Source organism: Rhodococcus sp. 06-470-2 (genome assembly GCF_002258235.1).
Classification (GTDB): Bacteria; Actinomycetota; Actinomycetes; order Mycobacteriales; family Mycobacteriaceae; genus Rhodococcoides.
The window spans coordinates 41,737-57,641 of the sequence record NZ_NOYB01000022.1 but is presented as its reverse complement, the minus strand read 5'-3'; the positions used below and the strand labels follow the sequence as shown (position 1 = coordinate 57,641).

15 protein-coding genes are annotated in these 15,905 nt (G+C 64.9%); 10 read left to right on the top strand and 5 right to left on the bottom strand.

Annotation, left to right across the window (positions count from 1 at the left end; all coding sequences use genetic code 11):
* Together CH276_RS12395 and CH276_RS12390 are read right to left on the bottom strand one after the other, a co-directional pair.
* The gene (locus tag CH276_RS12395; protein ID WP_094629847.1) at positions 1–2,205 is read right to left on the bottom strand and encodes a heavy metal translocating P-type ATPase; all 2,205 of its coding nucleotides are present in this window, start codon (positions 2,203–2,205) and stop codon (positions 1–3) included.
* Complete coding sequence (locus tag CH276_RS12390) at positions 2,198–2,596, bottom strand: ArsR/SmtB family transcription factor (protein ID WP_094629846.1); 399 nt, start codon at positions 2,594–2,596, stop codon at positions 2,198–2,200. The genes CH276_RS12395 and CH276_RS12390 overlap by 8 nt, the downstream gene beginning before the upstream one ends.
* Positions 2,597–2,731: 135 nt before the next feature.
* Here CH276_RS12390 and CH276_RS12385 point away from each other — a divergent pair, with 135 nt between their 5' ends.
* The 6 genes from CH276_RS12385 to CH276_RS12360 all read left to right on the top strand — a co-directional run bounded on the left by CH276_RS12385 (position 2,732) and on the right by CH276_RS12360 (position 7,513).
* Positions 2,732–3,391 (top strand): DsbA family protein, encoded by a 660-nt coding sequence (locus CH276_RS12385; RefSeq protein WP_032370897.1) that lies wholly within the window; start codon positions 2,732–2,734, stop codon positions 3,389–3,391.
* Positions 3,366–4,013: a vitamin K epoxide reductase family protein gene (locus CH276_RS12380; RefSeq protein ID WP_094629845.1), complete on the top strand. Its 648-nt coding sequence runs from the start codon at positions 3,366–3,368 to the stop codon at positions 4,011–4,013. Before CH276_RS12385 ends, CH276_RS12380 begins: the two co-directional genes overlap by 26 nt.
* Before the next feature lie 55 nt (positions 4,014–4,068).
* Entirely contained in the window at positions 4,069–4,698 is a 630-nt protein-coding gene (locus CH276_RS12375; RefSeq protein ID WP_094629844.1) for a TlpA family protein disulfide reductase, read from the top strand.
* A 59-nt stretch (positions 4,699–4,757) separates the two neighbouring features.
* Positions 4,758–5,327, top strand: coding sequence for a TlpA disulfide reductase family protein (locus tag CH276_RS12370; protein WP_094629843.1), 570 nt, complete (start codon positions 4,758–4,760; stop codon positions 5,325–5,327).
* On the top strand, positions 5,324–6,172 hold the full coding sequence (locus tag CH276_RS12365) for a cytochrome c biogenesis CcdA family protein (RefSeq protein WP_094629842.1): 849 nt from the start codon (positions 5,324–5,326) through the stop codon (positions 6,170–6,172). Before CH276_RS12370 ends, CH276_RS12365 begins: the two co-directional genes overlap by 4 nt.
* 99 nt (positions 6,173–6,271) lie before the next feature.
* Positions 6,272–7,513 carry an Nramp family divalent metal transporter gene (locus CH276_RS12360; RefSeq protein WP_094629855.1) on the top strand — a complete coding sequence of 414 codons (1,242 nt, stop codon included), beginning with the start codon at positions 6,272–6,274 and terminating at the stop codon, positions 7,511–7,513.
* A gap of 236 nt (positions 7,514–7,749) precedes the next feature.
* Here CH276_RS12360 and CH276_RS12355 read toward each other — a convergent pair whose 3' ends face one another.
* The 3 genes from CH276_RS12355 to CH276_RS12345 all read right to left on the bottom strand — a co-directional run bounded on the left by CH276_RS12355 (position 7,750) and on the right by CH276_RS12345 (position 9,750).
* Positions 7,750–8,757, bottom strand: coding sequence for an arsenic resistance protein (locus CH276_RS12355; RefSeq protein ID WP_094629841.1), 1,008 nt, complete (start codon positions 8,755–8,757; stop codon positions 7,750–7,752).
* The gene (locus tag CH276_RS12350; protein WP_094629840.1) at positions 8,754–9,188 is read right to left on the bottom strand and encodes a MerR family transcriptional regulator; all 435 of its coding nucleotides are present in this window, start codon (positions 9,186–9,188) and stop codon (positions 8,754–8,756) included. The genes CH276_RS12355 and CH276_RS12350 overlap by 4 nt, the downstream gene beginning before the upstream one ends.
* Positions 9,189–9,306: 118 nt before the next feature.
* Positions 9,307–9,750 (bottom strand): bleomycin resistance protein, encoded by a 444-nt coding sequence (locus tag CH276_RS12345; RefSeq protein WP_237606111.1) that lies wholly within the window; start codon positions 9,748–9,750, stop codon positions 9,307–9,309.
* Positions 9,751–9,999: 249 nt separating this feature from the next.
* Between CH276_RS12345 and CH276_RS12340 the strand changes: the two genes are divergently transcribed.
* From CH276_RS12340 to CH276_RS12325, 4 genes are all read left to right on the top strand, one after another.
* On the top strand, positions 10,000–11,682 hold the full coding sequence (locus CH276_RS12340; protein WP_094629839.1) for a Mu transposase C-terminal domain-containing protein: 1,683 nt from the start codon (positions 10,000–10,002) through the stop codon (positions 11,680–11,682).
* Positions 11,683–11,686: 4 nt separating this feature from the next.
* Positions 11,687–12,625, top strand: coding sequence for a TniB family NTP-binding protein (locus CH276_RS12335; RefSeq protein WP_094629838.1), 939 nt, complete (start codon positions 11,687–11,689; stop codon positions 12,623–12,625).
* Between the two features lie 17 nt (positions 12,626–12,642).
* Positions 12,643–13,854 carry a TniQ family protein gene (locus tag CH276_RS12330; protein WP_094629854.1) on the top strand — a complete coding sequence of 404 codons (1,212 nt, stop codon included), beginning with the start codon at positions 12,643–12,645 and terminating at the stop codon, positions 13,852–13,854.
* Positions 13,855–14,388: 534 nt separating this feature from the next.
* Positions 14,389–15,555, top strand: coding sequence for a site-specific integrase (locus CH276_RS12325; protein WP_032364181.1), 1,167 nt, complete (start codon positions 14,389–14,391; stop codon positions 15,553–15,555).
* The last annotated feature ends 350 nt before the right edge of the window (positions 15,556–15,905 follow it).

Genomic DNA, 15,905 nt, shown 5'->3' with positions numbered 1-15,905 from the left:
CTACCTCTTTCCGCGGAAGAGTTCGCCGTACGCGGGGGTCGATGTGCAGCAGGTACATCCATCCGAGCACCCGGAGCTGCCATCGTCTGCTCCGATCGCCGACGGTGACGTTGCGGTGGTGGAGGCCAGTAGGTTCCCAGATGCAGGTGCGGTGTTCCTCGGCGTCGGAGCCGGAGCGCAGCAGGCATCCTCGAAGGCCGCTGCGGGTGCGATCGTGACGTTGAGGGCACCGGACGCCGCGGGCGGTGGCACGAACCCGTCCAAGGGCGTGGTGCGGGCGGCGCGAATCGCATTGGCTATGACCAGGACTTCGGCGAGTTCGTGGACGAGCACCACGGTGGCCAAGCCCAGGACACCGGTAGCAGCCAGTGGGACGAGCACGCCGATGATGGCAATCGACAAGGCGATGTTCTCGATCATGATGCGCCGGGCGCGTCGAGCGTGGGCCAGCACCTGCGGTAGATGCCGGAGGTCTTCCCCCATGAGGGCAACATCGGCGGTCTCGATGGCAACGTCAGTTCCCATCGCGCCCATGGCGATACCGACATCTGCGGTCGCCAAGGCGGGAGCGTCGTTGATGCCGTCGCCGACCATCGCAATCTTGCGTCCGGCCGCGATGTCGGTCAGCAGGGCCGCTTTGTCCTCGGGCAGTAGTTCGGCGTGGACGGCGGTGATGCCCGCCTGGGTCGCCAGCGCCTGCGCAGTGAGCGCGTTGTCGCCGGTGAGCATCGCAGTGTCGATACCGAGCGCGGTGAGTTGGCGGACAGCCTCGGCGGCCTCGGGCCGCAGTTCGTCGCGGACGGCGATCGCAGCGATCAGAACTCCGGCGCGTTCGACGAGAACGACTGTGGCACCGCTGCTCTGCAGACGAGCGACGTCGGCGTGGAACTCCTCGGAGCTGGGGTGTGTGTCGAACCAGCTCGGTTTCCCGAGCCTGATCGCGGAGCCGTCGAGGGTGCCGGTCAGGCCGTGCCCGGCGATGGCAGTGACATCATCGGCTGCCGCGACGGTCGATACGGAGGCCAGTACGGCGCGGGCGAGTGGATGCTCGCTGCGCGCTTCGAGCGCAGCAGCAACAGCCAGCGCGGCGTCGCGGCCGATTCCCGCAGCGGTGACGACGTCGACGACCTCCGGTCGTCCTGCGGTGAGGGTGCCGGTCTTGTCCAAGGCGACGACGCGAATGCGGCCCAGCTCTTCCACTGCTGCACCGCCTTTGATCAATGCCCCGTTGCGGCTCGCAGCCCCGATCGCCGCCACCACCGACAGCGGCACCGAGATGGCCAACGCGCACGGTGATGCCGCGACCAGGACCACCAGTGCGCGTTCGAGCCACAACATGGGGTCACCGAGCACCGCACCGACGCCGGCGACGAGTACGGCGAGAACCATGATCGAGGGCACGAGCGGACGTGCGATACGGTCCGCGAGCCGTTGGCCGGCCCCTTTTCGGTCCTGGGCCTGTTCGACGATGCGGACGATGCGAGCAAGCGAACTCTCCGATGCCGGCGCGGTGACGGTGACCTCGATGGCCCCGCCGCCGTTGATGGCACCGGCATGCACCTCGTCACCGACACCGGCTTCGATGGGCACGGACTCGCCGGTGATCGCAGACACGTCCAGATTCGTCGAACCGCGAGCGATGGTGCCGTCCGTGGCAGCTCGCTCACCCGGCCGCAGCACCATGATGTCCCCGATCACGACATCGTCGGGGGACAGGGCCTGCTCGGTTCCACCGCGCAGGACAGATACCGTCGGCGGCACCAACGACAGGAGTGCGCGCAGTCCGCGGCGGGTCTTGGTGACCGCGTATTCCTCGAGTCCCTCGGCGACGGAGAACAAGATACCGAGCATCGCGGCCTCGGGGATCTGGCCCAATGCGATGGCACCGAGGAGCGCGATCGTCATCAGCGTGCCGACACCGATGCGTCCGTGTCGCAGATTTCTCACCGTCGCGGGAACGAAGGTGACGGCGGCGATCGCGGCAGCGATCAGAGCGCCGACGGTCGCAACCGCATCGGCACCCGTTCGACCGAGCAACCACGATGCGCCGAGGATGATCGTGGCGGCCGAGGCGAGTTGCAGCTCGCGGACCTGCCACAACCTCGGGAGTGCATCGGTTGGAGCTGGACCTCCCGTGTCCGCACCGTCAGCAGTGGATTCGGTGGTCGGCGCTGCCGGGGTAGGTCCGCAGCACGCGTCAGCCATGATCGACCCCGGTGACTTCAGCGGTGGCCGAGGCGGTGGGCAGTGCCTCGGTCAGTGTCGTGAGCAGTCGGGTGCCGCGGTCGGTGAGCGAATACATGACCAACTTTCCGTCTCTGTTCGATGTGACGGCGTCCGCGGCTTTGAGTTTGCGGAGATGGTGGGAGACCAGCTTCTGGCTCTGTCCCACGATCCACGCGATGTCGCAGCCACACATCTGCCCGCCGGCGTTCAACGCGAGCGCGATGGTCAGTCGGGTGGGGTCGCCGAATGCTCGGGCAGCGTCGGCTACCGGTTCGATATCGCCGACCGCGGGCAGAGTAGCGCGCACTCTCTCGGCGTAAGGGAGGTCCATACACAACAGATCGCACGAGTCCAGAGGTTCCAAGGCCATGGGCACAATCTAACAATCATGCGATCGTTAGGGAAGGACCATTAGTCAACGTTCGTACGATTGTTAGTGTCATAGCGGTCGAAACGCCCATATCGGGCCCATTGATCAGTCCGAACGAATCGAGAAGGTGGTTGTATGAGCAGAGCGTTGAAGATTTCCTTGTCCCTGGTGATCGTGTTCGCCGCCGCGTTGGCTGTATTTCTGGTGGTGGATCGATCGGGGTCTCCGGATGCTGCCGCCGCCGAGCAGGCCGCGACCGACCCTGCCTCGATTGCGGTGCGCGAGAACAGTCATCGGTTGAACTCGGTGCCCGACGGCCGGGTCACGTTCGTGGAGTTCCTCGACTTCGAGTGCGAGGCCTGCCGATCGGCCTACCCGGCGATCGAGCAATTGCGTGAAGAGTACGGCGACCGGGTGAGCTTCGTGGCCCGCTACTTTCCGATCGCCTCCCACTTCAATGCCGAACGAGCCGCACGCGCAGTCGAGGCCGCGGCCCAGCAGGGCGGATTCGAGGCCATGTATCAGCGCATGTACGAAACGCAGGCGCAGTGGGGCGAACAGCAGGTTCCGCAGGACGAGTTGTTCCGCAGCTTCGCCGTCGAGCAAGGGCTCGACATGAGCGCCTTCGATGCCGCCTACACCGACCCTGCGACGCTCGCGCGCATCGAGGCCGACGTCGCGGACGGGATCGCGCTCGGCGTGCAGGGCACCCCGACGTTCTTCCTCAACGGCACCAAGATCGAACCCACCACCTACGGAGACCTCGCCGATGCCCTCGACGCTGCACTCGGCTGACCTCCCAGCGAACGAGACCCGACAAGGTGGATCGTTCGGCCGGAGCCTGCCCTGGCTGCTGTTGGTGGGCGGCCTGATCGGCCTGACTGCCGCGTTCGTGCTCACGGTAGAAAAGTTCGCTCTGGCGCTCGATCCCGCCTACGCCCCGACCTGCAGCATCAACCCGGTGCTCAACTGCGGATCGGTGATGGACACCCCGCAGGCGTCTGCGTTCGGATTTCCCAATTCCCTTCTCGGGATCGCAGGCTTCGCCGTCGTGGCGGCAGTGGGTGCCGCCCTTCTCGCCGGTGCGGTGTTCGCACAGTGGTTCTGGGGCGCAGTGCAGGTCGGTGTCACTGCTGCCGCAGTCTTCGTGCACTGGCTGATCGCGCAGAGCCTGTACGAGATCGGCGCCCTGTGCCCCTACTGCATGGCGGTGTGGGCGGTCACCGTACCGGTCTTCTGGTACGTCACGCTGCGCAACCTCGACCGCGCCAGGTCGAAATCCGCTCTTGGGCAATGGTTTCGGCTACGGCTTGACTCGCTGATTCGCAATCACTCGATTCCGCTGACCGTGTGGTTTCTCGTCCTCATCGCCCTGATCGCGCAGCGTTTCTGGTCGTACTGGTCCACGCTCCTATGATCCGCGACGTACCGTTCGCCCCTCTGCCGCTCTCTCGAGAAAGAAGGTCACGGCGATGACGCGCGGCTGGTCGATCGTCATGCTCGTCGTTGTCGTTGCATCGATCGTCGCACTGTGGCCCCGCTCCGGTGGCGTCGAGGGCGGCCCGTCCGAGGCCATCGCCAACAATGTCGCTCCGGTCGGACCCGAACCCACATTGTCCCGCCCGCCGGATGACGCGGCACGAGCAACAGCGCTACCGATGTGTCCGCCGCCGGTACCGCGCGAAGGCGGTCCGCTGGCGGGAGTGATAGCGCGCTGCATCGGCAGCGCCGACGATGTCGATCTCGCCGACGTTCTCGGCAGTGAGGTGACGTTGATCAACCTGTGGGCATCCTGGTGCGGCCCGTGCCGGACCGAGATGCCGGTACTCGATGCCTACGCCGCAGAACCCGACGCGATCCCAGTCATCGGAATCGACGTCGAGGACCGGCCCGAGGACGCGGCCGCGCTGCTCACGCAACTGGGCGTCCGCTATCCGAACTACATCGACGGCGGCAGCGTCCTGGACGCGCTCTCGGCACCGCCGGTCCTTCCCTTGAGCTTTCTCCTCCACCCGGACGGAACGATCGAGCGCATCACCGACCCGACAGTGTTCGAGACGACAGACCAGATCCGCACTGCAGTAAAGGATTTCACCTCATGACACGTTTTTTCCCTGCGTGGGTCGGTGCGCGCCGTCAGGGCAGCACGGCCACCGCGGCAATGGGATCGATTCTTGCCGTCGTACTACTGATCTCCGGATGCTCCGACGGCGCACAGGCTGCATCCACGGGAGGTAGCTTCGACTTCGTCGCCCCCGGCGGTCGAACCGACATCGTCTACGATCCCCCCGAAACACGCGGTACCATAGGCGAACTCGCCGGCCCCGATCTGATGGAGGAAGGCAAGACGACCGCTCTGTCGGACTACGACGGCAAGGTGGTGGTGATCAATCTCTGGGGTCAGTGGTGTGGCCCCTGCCGCGGCGAAGCCGACGACCTTGAAGAGGTCTACGAGACCACCCGCGAGCGTGGCGTGCAGTTCCTCGGTCTCAACGTCAGAGATCCACAGAAGGACAAAGCGCAGGACTTCGTGGTCGACAACGACGTCTCCTACCCCTCGATCTACGACCCTTCGATGCGGACCCTGATCGCTCTCGGCGGGAACTACCCGACCAGCGTGATCCCCTCGACGCTGGTACTCGATCGTCAGCACCGCGTGGCCGCGGTCTTCATGCGCGCCCTGCTCACCGACGACCTCCTTCCCGTCGTCGAACGGATAGCCGCGGAATGACGACTCTTCTCGCCCAGGACATCGGTTCGGCCTTCCAGAACGCGGCATCGAGCGGGCCACTGCTGCTCGCGATCGCGGCATGCATGCTCGCCGGGTTGGTCTCGTTCGCCTCACCGTGCGTGGTGCCGCTGGTGCCGGGATACCTGTCCTACCTGGCAGGAATCGCCGGTGCCGACGCCCAATCGGCCGATACCCGATCGCCCGGCACCTCGACCACCGGCACGTCGACCACCGGCACGTCGTCGACGGAGCTGGCGAATCGCTGGCGTGTGGCCGGCGCAGCGTCGTTGTTCGTCGCCGGATTCACGATCGTCTTCGTCCTCGCCACAGCCTCGATCTTCGGAGTCATCGGCACCTTGCGCATCAACGAGCAAGTACTTCAACGAGTCGGCGGCGTCATCACGATCATCATGGGTGCAGCGTTCATCGGATTGATACCCGTTCTGCAACGCGACACCCGATTCGCACCTCAGCAGATCTCGTCCCTCGCTGGAGCGCCGCTGCTCGGCGGTGTGTTCGCGCTCGGCTGGACACCGTGTCTGGGCCCCACCCTCGCCGGCGTTCTGTCTGTCGCGGCAGGAACCGAAGGTGCAACCGCAGCCCGCGGGGTCACTCTCATCGTCGCGTACTGCATGGGACTCGGCCTACCGTTCGTCGTCCTCGCGTTCGGTTCGAGTTCGGCGATGCGCGGGGTGGGGTGGCTTCGAAGGAACTCGCAGAAGATCAAGGTCGCCGGCGGTGTCATCATGATCGCCGTCGGCGTGGCGCTGCTGACCGGAGTGTGGGGGTTGTTCATCGCCTGGATCCGCAACGAATTCGTCAGTGCAGTGGTCCTGCCCATCTGATCGAGATGTCGCCGAACCACCACGCCGCATTGCATTGTTCGGGTGGCCGAACTATATTTTCAGGGTCCTGACATACTGTTGGTGCTGGAGGGTGTGGTCATGTCTGTGCTGCAGCGCCGATCGTCTCGGCCGCCCTCGAGGTTTCGGTCGGGCCTGGTTCTGCTCGGCCCGGCTTTCGTCGCAGCGATCGCCTACGTCGACCCCGGCAACGTCGCCTCCAACGTCAGTGCCGGTGCGCAGTTCGGATACCTGCTGGTCTGGGTGATCGTTGCCGCGAACGTGATGGCCGGTCTCGTCCAGTTCCTCTCCGCCAAACTCGGCATCGTCACCGGAATGACACTGCCCGAAGTAGTCCGCGAGAAGTCGAGCAGGACTGTGCGACTGGCATATTGGGGGCAAGCGGAGGTGGTCGCCATGGCGACCGACCTCGCCGAAATCGTCGGCGGTGCAATTGCCCTCTACCTGCTCTTCGACCTGCCGCTCCTGATCGGCGGCCTCATCACCGGGGCCGTATCGATGATCTTGCTGGTGGTCCAGGATCGGCGGGGCCAACGGCCCTTCGAGTTCGTGATTCTCGGGCTACTCGGTGTCATCGCCGTCGGATTTCTTGCCAGCGTCGTCGTGGAACCGCCATCGTTCACCGAGGCCGCGGCCGGTCTGATTCCGCGGTTCGACGGCGCGGAAAGCGTGTTGATCGCCGCCGCGATGCTCGGTGCGACAATCATGCCGCACGCGGTGTACCTGCACTCCGGCCTTGCACGTGACCGGCACGGACACCCCGAGGCAGGGCCTGTCCGTCAGCGGTTGTTGCGGATCACCCGGATCGATGTCGGGTTGGCGATGCTGCTGGCCGGGGCAGTGAACATGTCGATGCTGCTGTTGGCGGCATCGACGTTGGGGGGCCGCGAGGGCGTCGACTCCATCGAAGGAGCCCACGCAGCGGTAGGGGACACCCTGGGGCCGGTCGTAGCGCTGCTGTTCGCGGTGGGCCTGCTGGCCTCGGGCCTTGCATCGACATCGGTCGGGGCCTACGCCGGCGCGATGATCATGGACGGCCTACTACGTAAGCGCATTCCGATTCTGGTGCGACGACTGGTGACCCTTGTTCCCGCACTGGCAATTCTGGCAGCAGGAGTCGACCCCAGTCGGGCACTGGTCGTCTCGCAGGTCGTGCTGTCGTTCGGTATCCCGTTCGCGTTGATTCCCTTGGTGCGGTTCACATCGGACCGCATCCTGATGGGCAGCGATGTCAATCACCGGATCACCGCATACGCGGCATGGCTCATCGCGGGAATCGTCGTCGCACTCAACATTGCACTGATCTATCTGACCGTGGCCTGACTGCGCGCGGGTGAACGTGTCCTGCACGCCTGTATTTCAGGACGATCACCGCTCGTGTGGTGATGGTGTTGTGCACGGTGAATCAGCATGAGTGGGTTCTGCCGCCGAAGTCGGGGTCTAGCAGGACGAACCGCCGCACACCGATTGCCCCGCCGTAGAAGCAGTCGACCGGACGTTGCTCGACACACGCCTTGTCCATGACATCGATGCTCGCTCGGCGCGTGTGATGACGTCCCTCACTGCGTCGACTGTCCTGTCGCGGCGGTGGTCTCGCCCGGCACCAGACGCGGCACGTAGCGGACGTAGAGCACCATTCCGATCAACTCCACGAGGGTCTGCGTCACGACCACCACGGCGGCCAGGCTCAACGCCGGTGGTAGCGCCAGGGCGAGTGGCAACACGACCAGCGAGTTACGGGTGGCGCCGGAGAACACCAACGCCCGCGTCGCCGGCACGTCCTGACCGAACACCTTCCCGGCACCGACACCGACGAACGCCATCACGATCAGAAACACCACGAAGATGGCTGCAGCAGCGGCGAGTTGGTCGATACGGCTGCGGATCGAGTCGATCTGGGAGGCGACGACGACCGCGAGTGTCACCATCATCACCGGCACCATCGCCGCTGCCATCGCCTCGATGATTTGCTCGCCCAGACGTCGACGTCGCGCCCACCGCTGCGTCGCCGCAGCCAGCGCCAGCGGGATCACGATGAGTAGAACGAACGCCTCGGCAAAGGGGGCGATGTCGATGATCGAGACAGTCTCGGCCCCGACGAACAACCACAGCCACAACGGCAGCAGGGCGATCTGCAGCAACATCAGCAGCGGTGCCCCGGCGAGGAGGCGTTCCGATGCCGCGCCGGCCAGTCCGCTGAAGACGATGACGTAGTCGATGCAGGGGGCGAGCAGCACCAGTACCACACCGACGAGGACAGCTTCGTTCCCTGCGATGATGCGGGTCAGTGCGAACACCACGATGGGGACGGCTGCGAAGTTCAGAACGACCACCGCGGTGGTGAACCGGGCATCACGTAGGGACCGGCCGATCGCGGCGAACGGCACTGCGAGGAACGTCGCGTAGAGCAGAACGATCAGCACCGGATTGATGGCGTGCTCGAACGTCGGTGCTGCGGAGGGGAAGGACAACCCCACCCCTGCGCCGGCGACGAGTGCGAGTAGATACAGGCCGATCTGGTGGGTGTCCCACCATTGCACCGCCGACGTTCGCGCTGTTTCGGTCATGACGCGCTCACGGGTGCGGTCAAAGTCGACGCCAACCAGCTGCATTGCGGGTCGCACGGTGTCGACGCGTCGGGGGTCTCGTCGAGACGAACCAGCGCGGCGGTCAGCGCGTCCCGCAGCACGGTCAGCTGCGCGATCGACTCCTCTGCTCGGGCGATGTGTTCACGCAGTGCCGGTCGCAGCCCGGACTTCACCGCGGCGCACGAATCGTTCTCCCACACACGCAGCATCGACTTGATTTGCGGCAGAGCGAGATTCAGGCTCTTCGCGGCGGTGATGAACGCCAATCGCTGCTGTGCTCGTTCGTCGTAGACACGGTAGCCGTTCGGGGCTCGGTCCGCCGGAAGTAGGCCCTCGCTCTCGTAGAAGCGCAGCGTTGTCGCTGGCACCCCGGTTGCCGAGGACAGTTGCGAGATCAACAGAGCAGACATGACCGCAGACTAAAGGTTCGAGTCGGCTCGAAGGCAAACCGGCCGAGTCCGGCCCGCCATCGAGTCCGCGGCAGCACAAGGGACGTCGGGCTCGTTGCTGCCTCGAAGGGGGGTGGGGTCAGGGTGCGCCGTCGCCTGGAGTGTTGGGCTCGTGTTGCCTCTTCTCGGTATGGAACGTGATCAGATTGCCGTCGATGTCGACAGTTGCGAACTCCGTCGTTCCCCAGCCTGTCGAGACGGGACGGCCTACGTCTGCGGGGTGAAGCACCCCCGCGCGGGACATCTCGGCGTAAAGGTCGTTGATCTCGTCCACGGCGATGCGGCAGCTGGCGGTGCCGGCAAGGAACGTCTCGGCTCCGCTGCACACCGGCCATGCCGCGTGGTCTGAACGGGTATCCCAGCTGTCGTCGTCGGCGGCCCACAAGTGGATCTCGACGTCGTCGCGGGTGAGCCTCGCGAAAGTCGGGTCGGTGTACCGGGTCGTGAAGCCGAACGATCGGACGTATATCTCGGCAGCGGTGTCGATGTCTCGTACCGGCAGCGCAGGTACCACTTTCGACATGCCCATAGGCAACACTAACGCCGACGAGCCGGAGGGCGAGCCGACCCCGCCTCATATTGCTGGCGCTCAGTGCATTCGACTTCTGACACAGTGAACGCGACTTCTGAAACTGACATCCGTGTCAGTTTCAGAAGACGGCTGCACTCTTTGCAGGCGTTTCGAGGGTGAGTGCACGTGTCTTCTGACATTCTGATGTCAGAAGTGCGGTGCACGGTCGCGTTCGGCTCTCGGTGATAGGGGAGGCTTGTGATGGACCCCGACAAGCTCGCCATCGTGGAGACCGGTGTGCTGACAGCGTCGGGGGAGCGGTGGTCCCAGGCCGAGGCCCGTTTCGGTGTCCTGGCTCCCTTGCTGGAGATGCATCCGGTGCGTTCGGAAGCGGTCGACGCTGCAGCGCAGCGCTTGGGACTATCCAGGCGGCGGGTCTACACGTTGCTTGGCAGGCTTAGGGACGGTACGGGCACGGTCACCGATCTTCTGGCGAAGGTCTCGTCGGGAGGGCGTGGCCGCAGCCGAGTGACGGCTGAGGTCGAGGAAGTGATCGGCGATCATCTCACCCGCTATTTTCTTCACCGCCAGAAGCTGAGTGTCGCTGCGCTGCACCGACGCATCGCGTTGGCGTGTCACCGCGCGGGTCTGCCAGTGCCGGCCAGAAATACCGTCACCGCGCGTATCGCCGCGCTCCATCCGGCATCGGTGGCCAGGTCACGCGGAGGACCCGATGCCGCCCGCCCACGTCAGTCCGCCGGCGACAGTCCACCGACGGTTTCGGGGATTCTCGATCAGGTCCAGATCGACCACACCGTCGTCGATCTGATGGTCGTCGACGAGTACGAGCGGCAACCGATCGGCCGCCCCTACCTGACGATCGCCATTGATGTCTTCAGCCGTTCCGTACTCGGGTTCGTCGTCACTCTGGAGCCGCCGTCGTCGATATCGGTCGGGTTGTGCCTGGGCCGCGTGTGCTGCGAGAAGCAGACATGGCTGGAGGCATGCGAGCTCGCGGAGCAGGTGCAGTGGCCGATGGCAGGGAAGCCGAAACAGTTGTATCTCGACAACGCCTCCGAGTTCAAAAGCGAAGCGCTGCGCCGCGGATGCGCCCAGCACGCCATCACACTCGAATACCGTCCTCCGGGCCGACCGCACTACGGCGGGATCGTCGAACGCATCATCGGAACGGCGATGACAGCGGTGCACGAGCTGCCTGGGACCACCTTCTCGAACCCAGCGGACCGAGGAAGGTACGACTCGGACAAGCACGCGGCGTTGACATTGCGTGAGTTGGAGCGCTGGCTGGTCCTGGCCATAGCCTCGTATCACGGAAGCGTTCACACAGGGATCGGGAACACTCCGGCCGCCGTGTGGGCCGGCGCGGTTGCCGCAGTTGGTCATGCCCCTCGTGTGGTGCTCGGCGAAACCGCGTTCCTGGTGGACTTTCTTCCCGTCATCCGGCGACGTCTGACGCGTACGGGCTTCGTTCTCGATCACGTGCACTACTTCTCGAACGCGCTCAAACCGTGGGTTGCGCGGCGAGAGGACTTGGGGCGGTTCGTGATACGACGTGACCCACGAGATTTGAGCAGAATCTGGGTCCTCGAACCAGACGGTGCCGGCTATGTCGAGGTGCCGTACCGGACGATGTCACATCCCGCGGTGACATTGTGGGAGCACAGAGCTGCTATCGCCCGTCTCCGCGAACAAGGTCGGTCGAACGTCGATGAGAGCGCACTGTTTTCGATGATCGAGCAGATGCGCGAGGTCACCGACCGCTCGCAGAAAGCCACCCGCAAAGCCCGGCGCAACCGTGCCCGCCGCACGCATCTCACCGGCGACGCCGCGTGTGCACCGATCCCGGCGATCCACCCGCCGGCGGAGCCTCGAGCGGACGGCGGCACCGCAACGCCGGTCTTCAGCGACATCGAGGAATGGTGAGGCAATGACCGCATCGACAGGACGCAGCGACGAAGCCACCGAGTCGTCCAGCGAGGGTTTGGGGCACCTGCGGGAGTCGGTTCGACCGCTCACCGCACTCGACGACGCGGAGCGGATCCGGTTGATCCGGTCGGAGAGGTGGATCGGGTATCCGCAGGCCCGTATGGTCATCGACCATCTGGAGTCGTTGTTGTCGTGGCCGGACCGACAGCGTATGCCGAACTTACTGTTGCTCGGTCCGACGAACAACGGCAAGTCGATGATCATCGAAAAGTTTCGGCGCACTCATCCGCCGATCAGCTTGTCCGACCGCGAGCAGATACCGGTGTTGTGCATGCAGATGCCCCCGGACCCGTCACCCGGCCGGTTCTACCTCGTACTGCTCACAGCGTTGGGAACACCGACCAGGCCCCGCAATCGGGTCCACGAACTCGAACAGCAAGCATTGATGCTGCTCCGCGCCACCGGCGTACGGATGTTGATCATCGACGAGCTCCACAATGTTCTCGCTGGCCGCGACAACGTCCGCCGCGAATTCTTGAACGTGCTGCGGTTCCTGGGCAACGAACTACGCATTCCTCTTGTCGCTGTCGGAACCCGCGACGCCTACCTCGCCATCCGGACCGATCCCCAGTTGGAGAACCGATTCCACCCCATGACTTTGCCGGTCTGGACCAACACTGCCGACACCAGATCACTGCTGGCCAGCTTCACCACGAGCTTCCCCCTCCGCAAACCCTCGCACCTGACATCACCGGAGATGACCGACTACCTCCTTACTCGCTGCGAGGGCACCATCGGTGAACTGACAACGCTGCTCACTGCCGCAGCAGTGACCGCCGTCGACAGTGGAGAGGAAGCGATCACCTCATCGGTGCTCACGCGCACTCCGTATCTCGGCCCCACGGAGCGACGCCGCCAGTTCGAGCGCCACCTCGCGTGAACGCGCGGCTCGCGGCGATGCCTGATGATGCGTACGTTCGCCCGTGGCCGCTGCATCCGCAGCCACTGCCAGGTGAGGTCCTCTCGTCATGGTTGGCCCGGATATGCGAGCTGTATCCGCACATCAAGCCTTCTGACTTGCTTGCCGGCATCGATATCGATTGTGCTGTCGAGGATCTCGACCGCTACACACCGGAGCCGATACTTGCCGAGCTGGCCGGTCGCGGCGCAGTCCCGGTAGAGAGGGTGCGGATGATGACGTTGGCGGGGTGGACACCGTGGCTGCTCGACAGCACCGACCCCGCCGACTGCGACTTCGACACCTACGTCCACCAATTCTCGATCCTGCTACCGGCCGACCTCGCGAGGGAGGATCGACGACGCCGCACACCCACGAGCGAAGCATGGTTGCCGTGGGCGAGCACTCCGCGCAGTCGGGCATGCCCGGCATGTATCGACAGCCTCGAATCCACTGCTGATATCAACATGACTCTGCTGCAGCAATATCCGGTGCTGAGCAGCTGCCTCGACCACCGTTGTCGACTCGAACCCTGCTCTGTTTTCCCTGGTCATGCAATCTTCTGGGATCAGGTCCGGTTCGGTTCGGACGAACGGGTCTCGCCCGTTCCGGTTCCCTCGGCGGTCACGGACCTCGATCGGCGCAGCACCGAGGCTCTGACGACGGGATGGGTGGAACTCGGCCCAGGCCGGGTACATGCCGCAGTGTGGTTCCGGCTTCTGCGCACCGTCGTCGACGAAGTGTCCTCGCCGCTGGTTCGCACCGGACGGTGGGCGACGAGGCTCGTTGCGATCTGGAAGGCCGCCGGTTGTTCTCGCCCGTTGCGGACCGCGTGGGTTCCGTTCGAGGACCTGCACTGGGACGAGCAGGCGAAAGTCCTCGAGGCCGCGGCGATCGCCATTGCGTTGGTCGAGAGCGGTGAGATCGATGCCGGCGGTGCGCACGCATCTCTGCTGAGCCCACGACCCTATGAGCCGGTCGATCCCGGGACAGCTCCGACGCGCTCGTCTTATCCCGCACCCGAGCGCGATCTGTGGGCTGACGCGCACGCTGCGGCCGAGGCCGCCATCGCGGCGGCGCGTGTCGATCCCGCATCCGCCAGTTCGTTGTACAACTTCCTGCGCATGGGGTGCCGCACTGCAGCGGAGCTGGATGAGACGGTGCAACTGTTCCTTGACCACGGGATCCCGCTGCAACATCCGCCGACATAACTATCGCCCGATGGAGCGGGGTCGTCCGCGATGTGAAGTGACACCGAAGTTGTCCAATCGGACCAGGTAGTTGTCCACCGCGTTGCTGGGGGAATGCCTGCTCGGGTGCCAAATAACCTGTCCAATGATCGAAAATCTTCGGTCTCTGCGCGTGTTGTCAGTGAAGTTGTCCAACGTGAAGACCAGCCGGAGCCCGTCCTCGTGTTGGCGATGAGGGGGTCTGGACCTGCGGCGATGACAAGGAAGCTAGCGCGGCCGTGGGGAGCTTTCATGCGGGCGGTCTTCAGGAGTGGACATGCCCTGGTCACGATTGGACAGAAAGGCTGTCAATTGGACAACCAGCGTGTCACTTCACACGCGACGCACACGCGGCGATAGCAGAGGAGCCCGTTTTCGCGCCGGGGTCATAGTCACCAACGTTATTTGTGCGGTGACCGACGAGAATTTTCCTTCCCGCACCGTCTTCGTCTAAATCCCTGCTCAGCGCGTTTCAACTCGAAAGAGCTGTCGGGGGTGCTCGCTACAGTCCCTGTCATGGCAGATCGGCAGCTAGGTGAGGTCCTGGACACGGATTCAGTCGTCCCGGTGAGGAGTGCGGAGGTGTTTCCGGACCTGTCGGGCGAGGTCGCCGCTCGGATCGAACGGTCGATGGCGTCGGCACGGTCCGGTGCTACCCGCCGCGCCTACGATTCGGCGTGGCGACGCTTCGAGACCTGGTGCACCGTCGCCGGGCACCACGCGTTGCCGGCGCATCCCGCTACGGTGGCGGCCTATCTCGTTGCGGCTGCCGACACGCTCACCGTCGACGGGACGCGGGCGTATGCGCCGTCGACGTTCGGCAAATGGATCGCGGCGGTCGCGGACCGCCACCGCGCTACCGGCTACGACAACCCGTGCGGGCACGAGATGGTGCGCGCCACTCTCTCGGGTATTCGGCGGGATTACGCGTCTGCGGGGGAGCGGCCCCGTAACCCGCGCGCACCGCTGCTGACCTCCGACATCACTACGATCGTCGATTACGCGCGTCGAGGTGGGGCCGGGTGGGCGTCGGAGGTCCTCGAACGCCGCGACACTGCGCTGCTCCTGATGGGCTACACCGGCGCATTCCGCCGCAGCGAACTCGTAGCGCTCGAATGCCGCGATGTCCACCGCGACCGCCTCGACGGCGCGCACGTACGTATCCGCAAATCGAAGACCGACCAGGACGGCACCGGAACCGTGAAAGCACTCCCGTTCACCGACCGCCACGAGTCATGTCCGGTCTGCGCGTGGGTGCGATGGCTGCAGATCGTCGCAGCGTTCGACACCGGCGGCAGAGTTGCTGTCATCCGAATACTTTCCCGCGCAGTGGAATTCGACTCCCATATCTGCCGCGGCACCCTTCCTGTAGTCGAGAAACGGTCCCCTCTGTTTCGGTCCGTCCGCAAGAACGGCAACCTCTCCGACACAGCCCTGTCCGGAGCCGCGGTGCACGCGGCGATCCGCCGCCGCGCTACTCGAGCTGGATACGGCCCCGACACCGTCGCCCAGCTCGGCGGGCATTCCCTCCGTTCCGGCTTCGTCACGCAGGCCTTCCGCAACGGTGCCGACGCGCATGCGATCATGCGCCAAACCGGGCACACCACACCCGCAATGGTCGAAACATACGCTCACGAGAATGCGCCACTGGTCGGCAACGCCGTCACCGAGCTCGGCCTATGACCAGGCACCCGACCGAACCAGTGAGCGGCGACGGGACGACAGGGGTAGATGCTGACCACGACGACCGCCCTTGTCCGATACGTGCATCGGACATCACGAACACGTCGATACCGAGGCGGGATCGGCACACGTGGTCACTGTTCGAGGACTGGTGCACCGCCCATGGCGAACCCCCATTGGCGGCCTCTCCTGAGTCACTTGCTCGGTTCCTGTATGCGCACCCCGCCGCGCCGACGACCCAACGCCGCCGGATCGCGGTGATCGACTCCGCTCATCATCGGCATCTATTACCTCCTCCAGGGCGCGCTGAGACCGTCCGGGCTGCGCTGGATGGGGCCCGCACGTCGCGC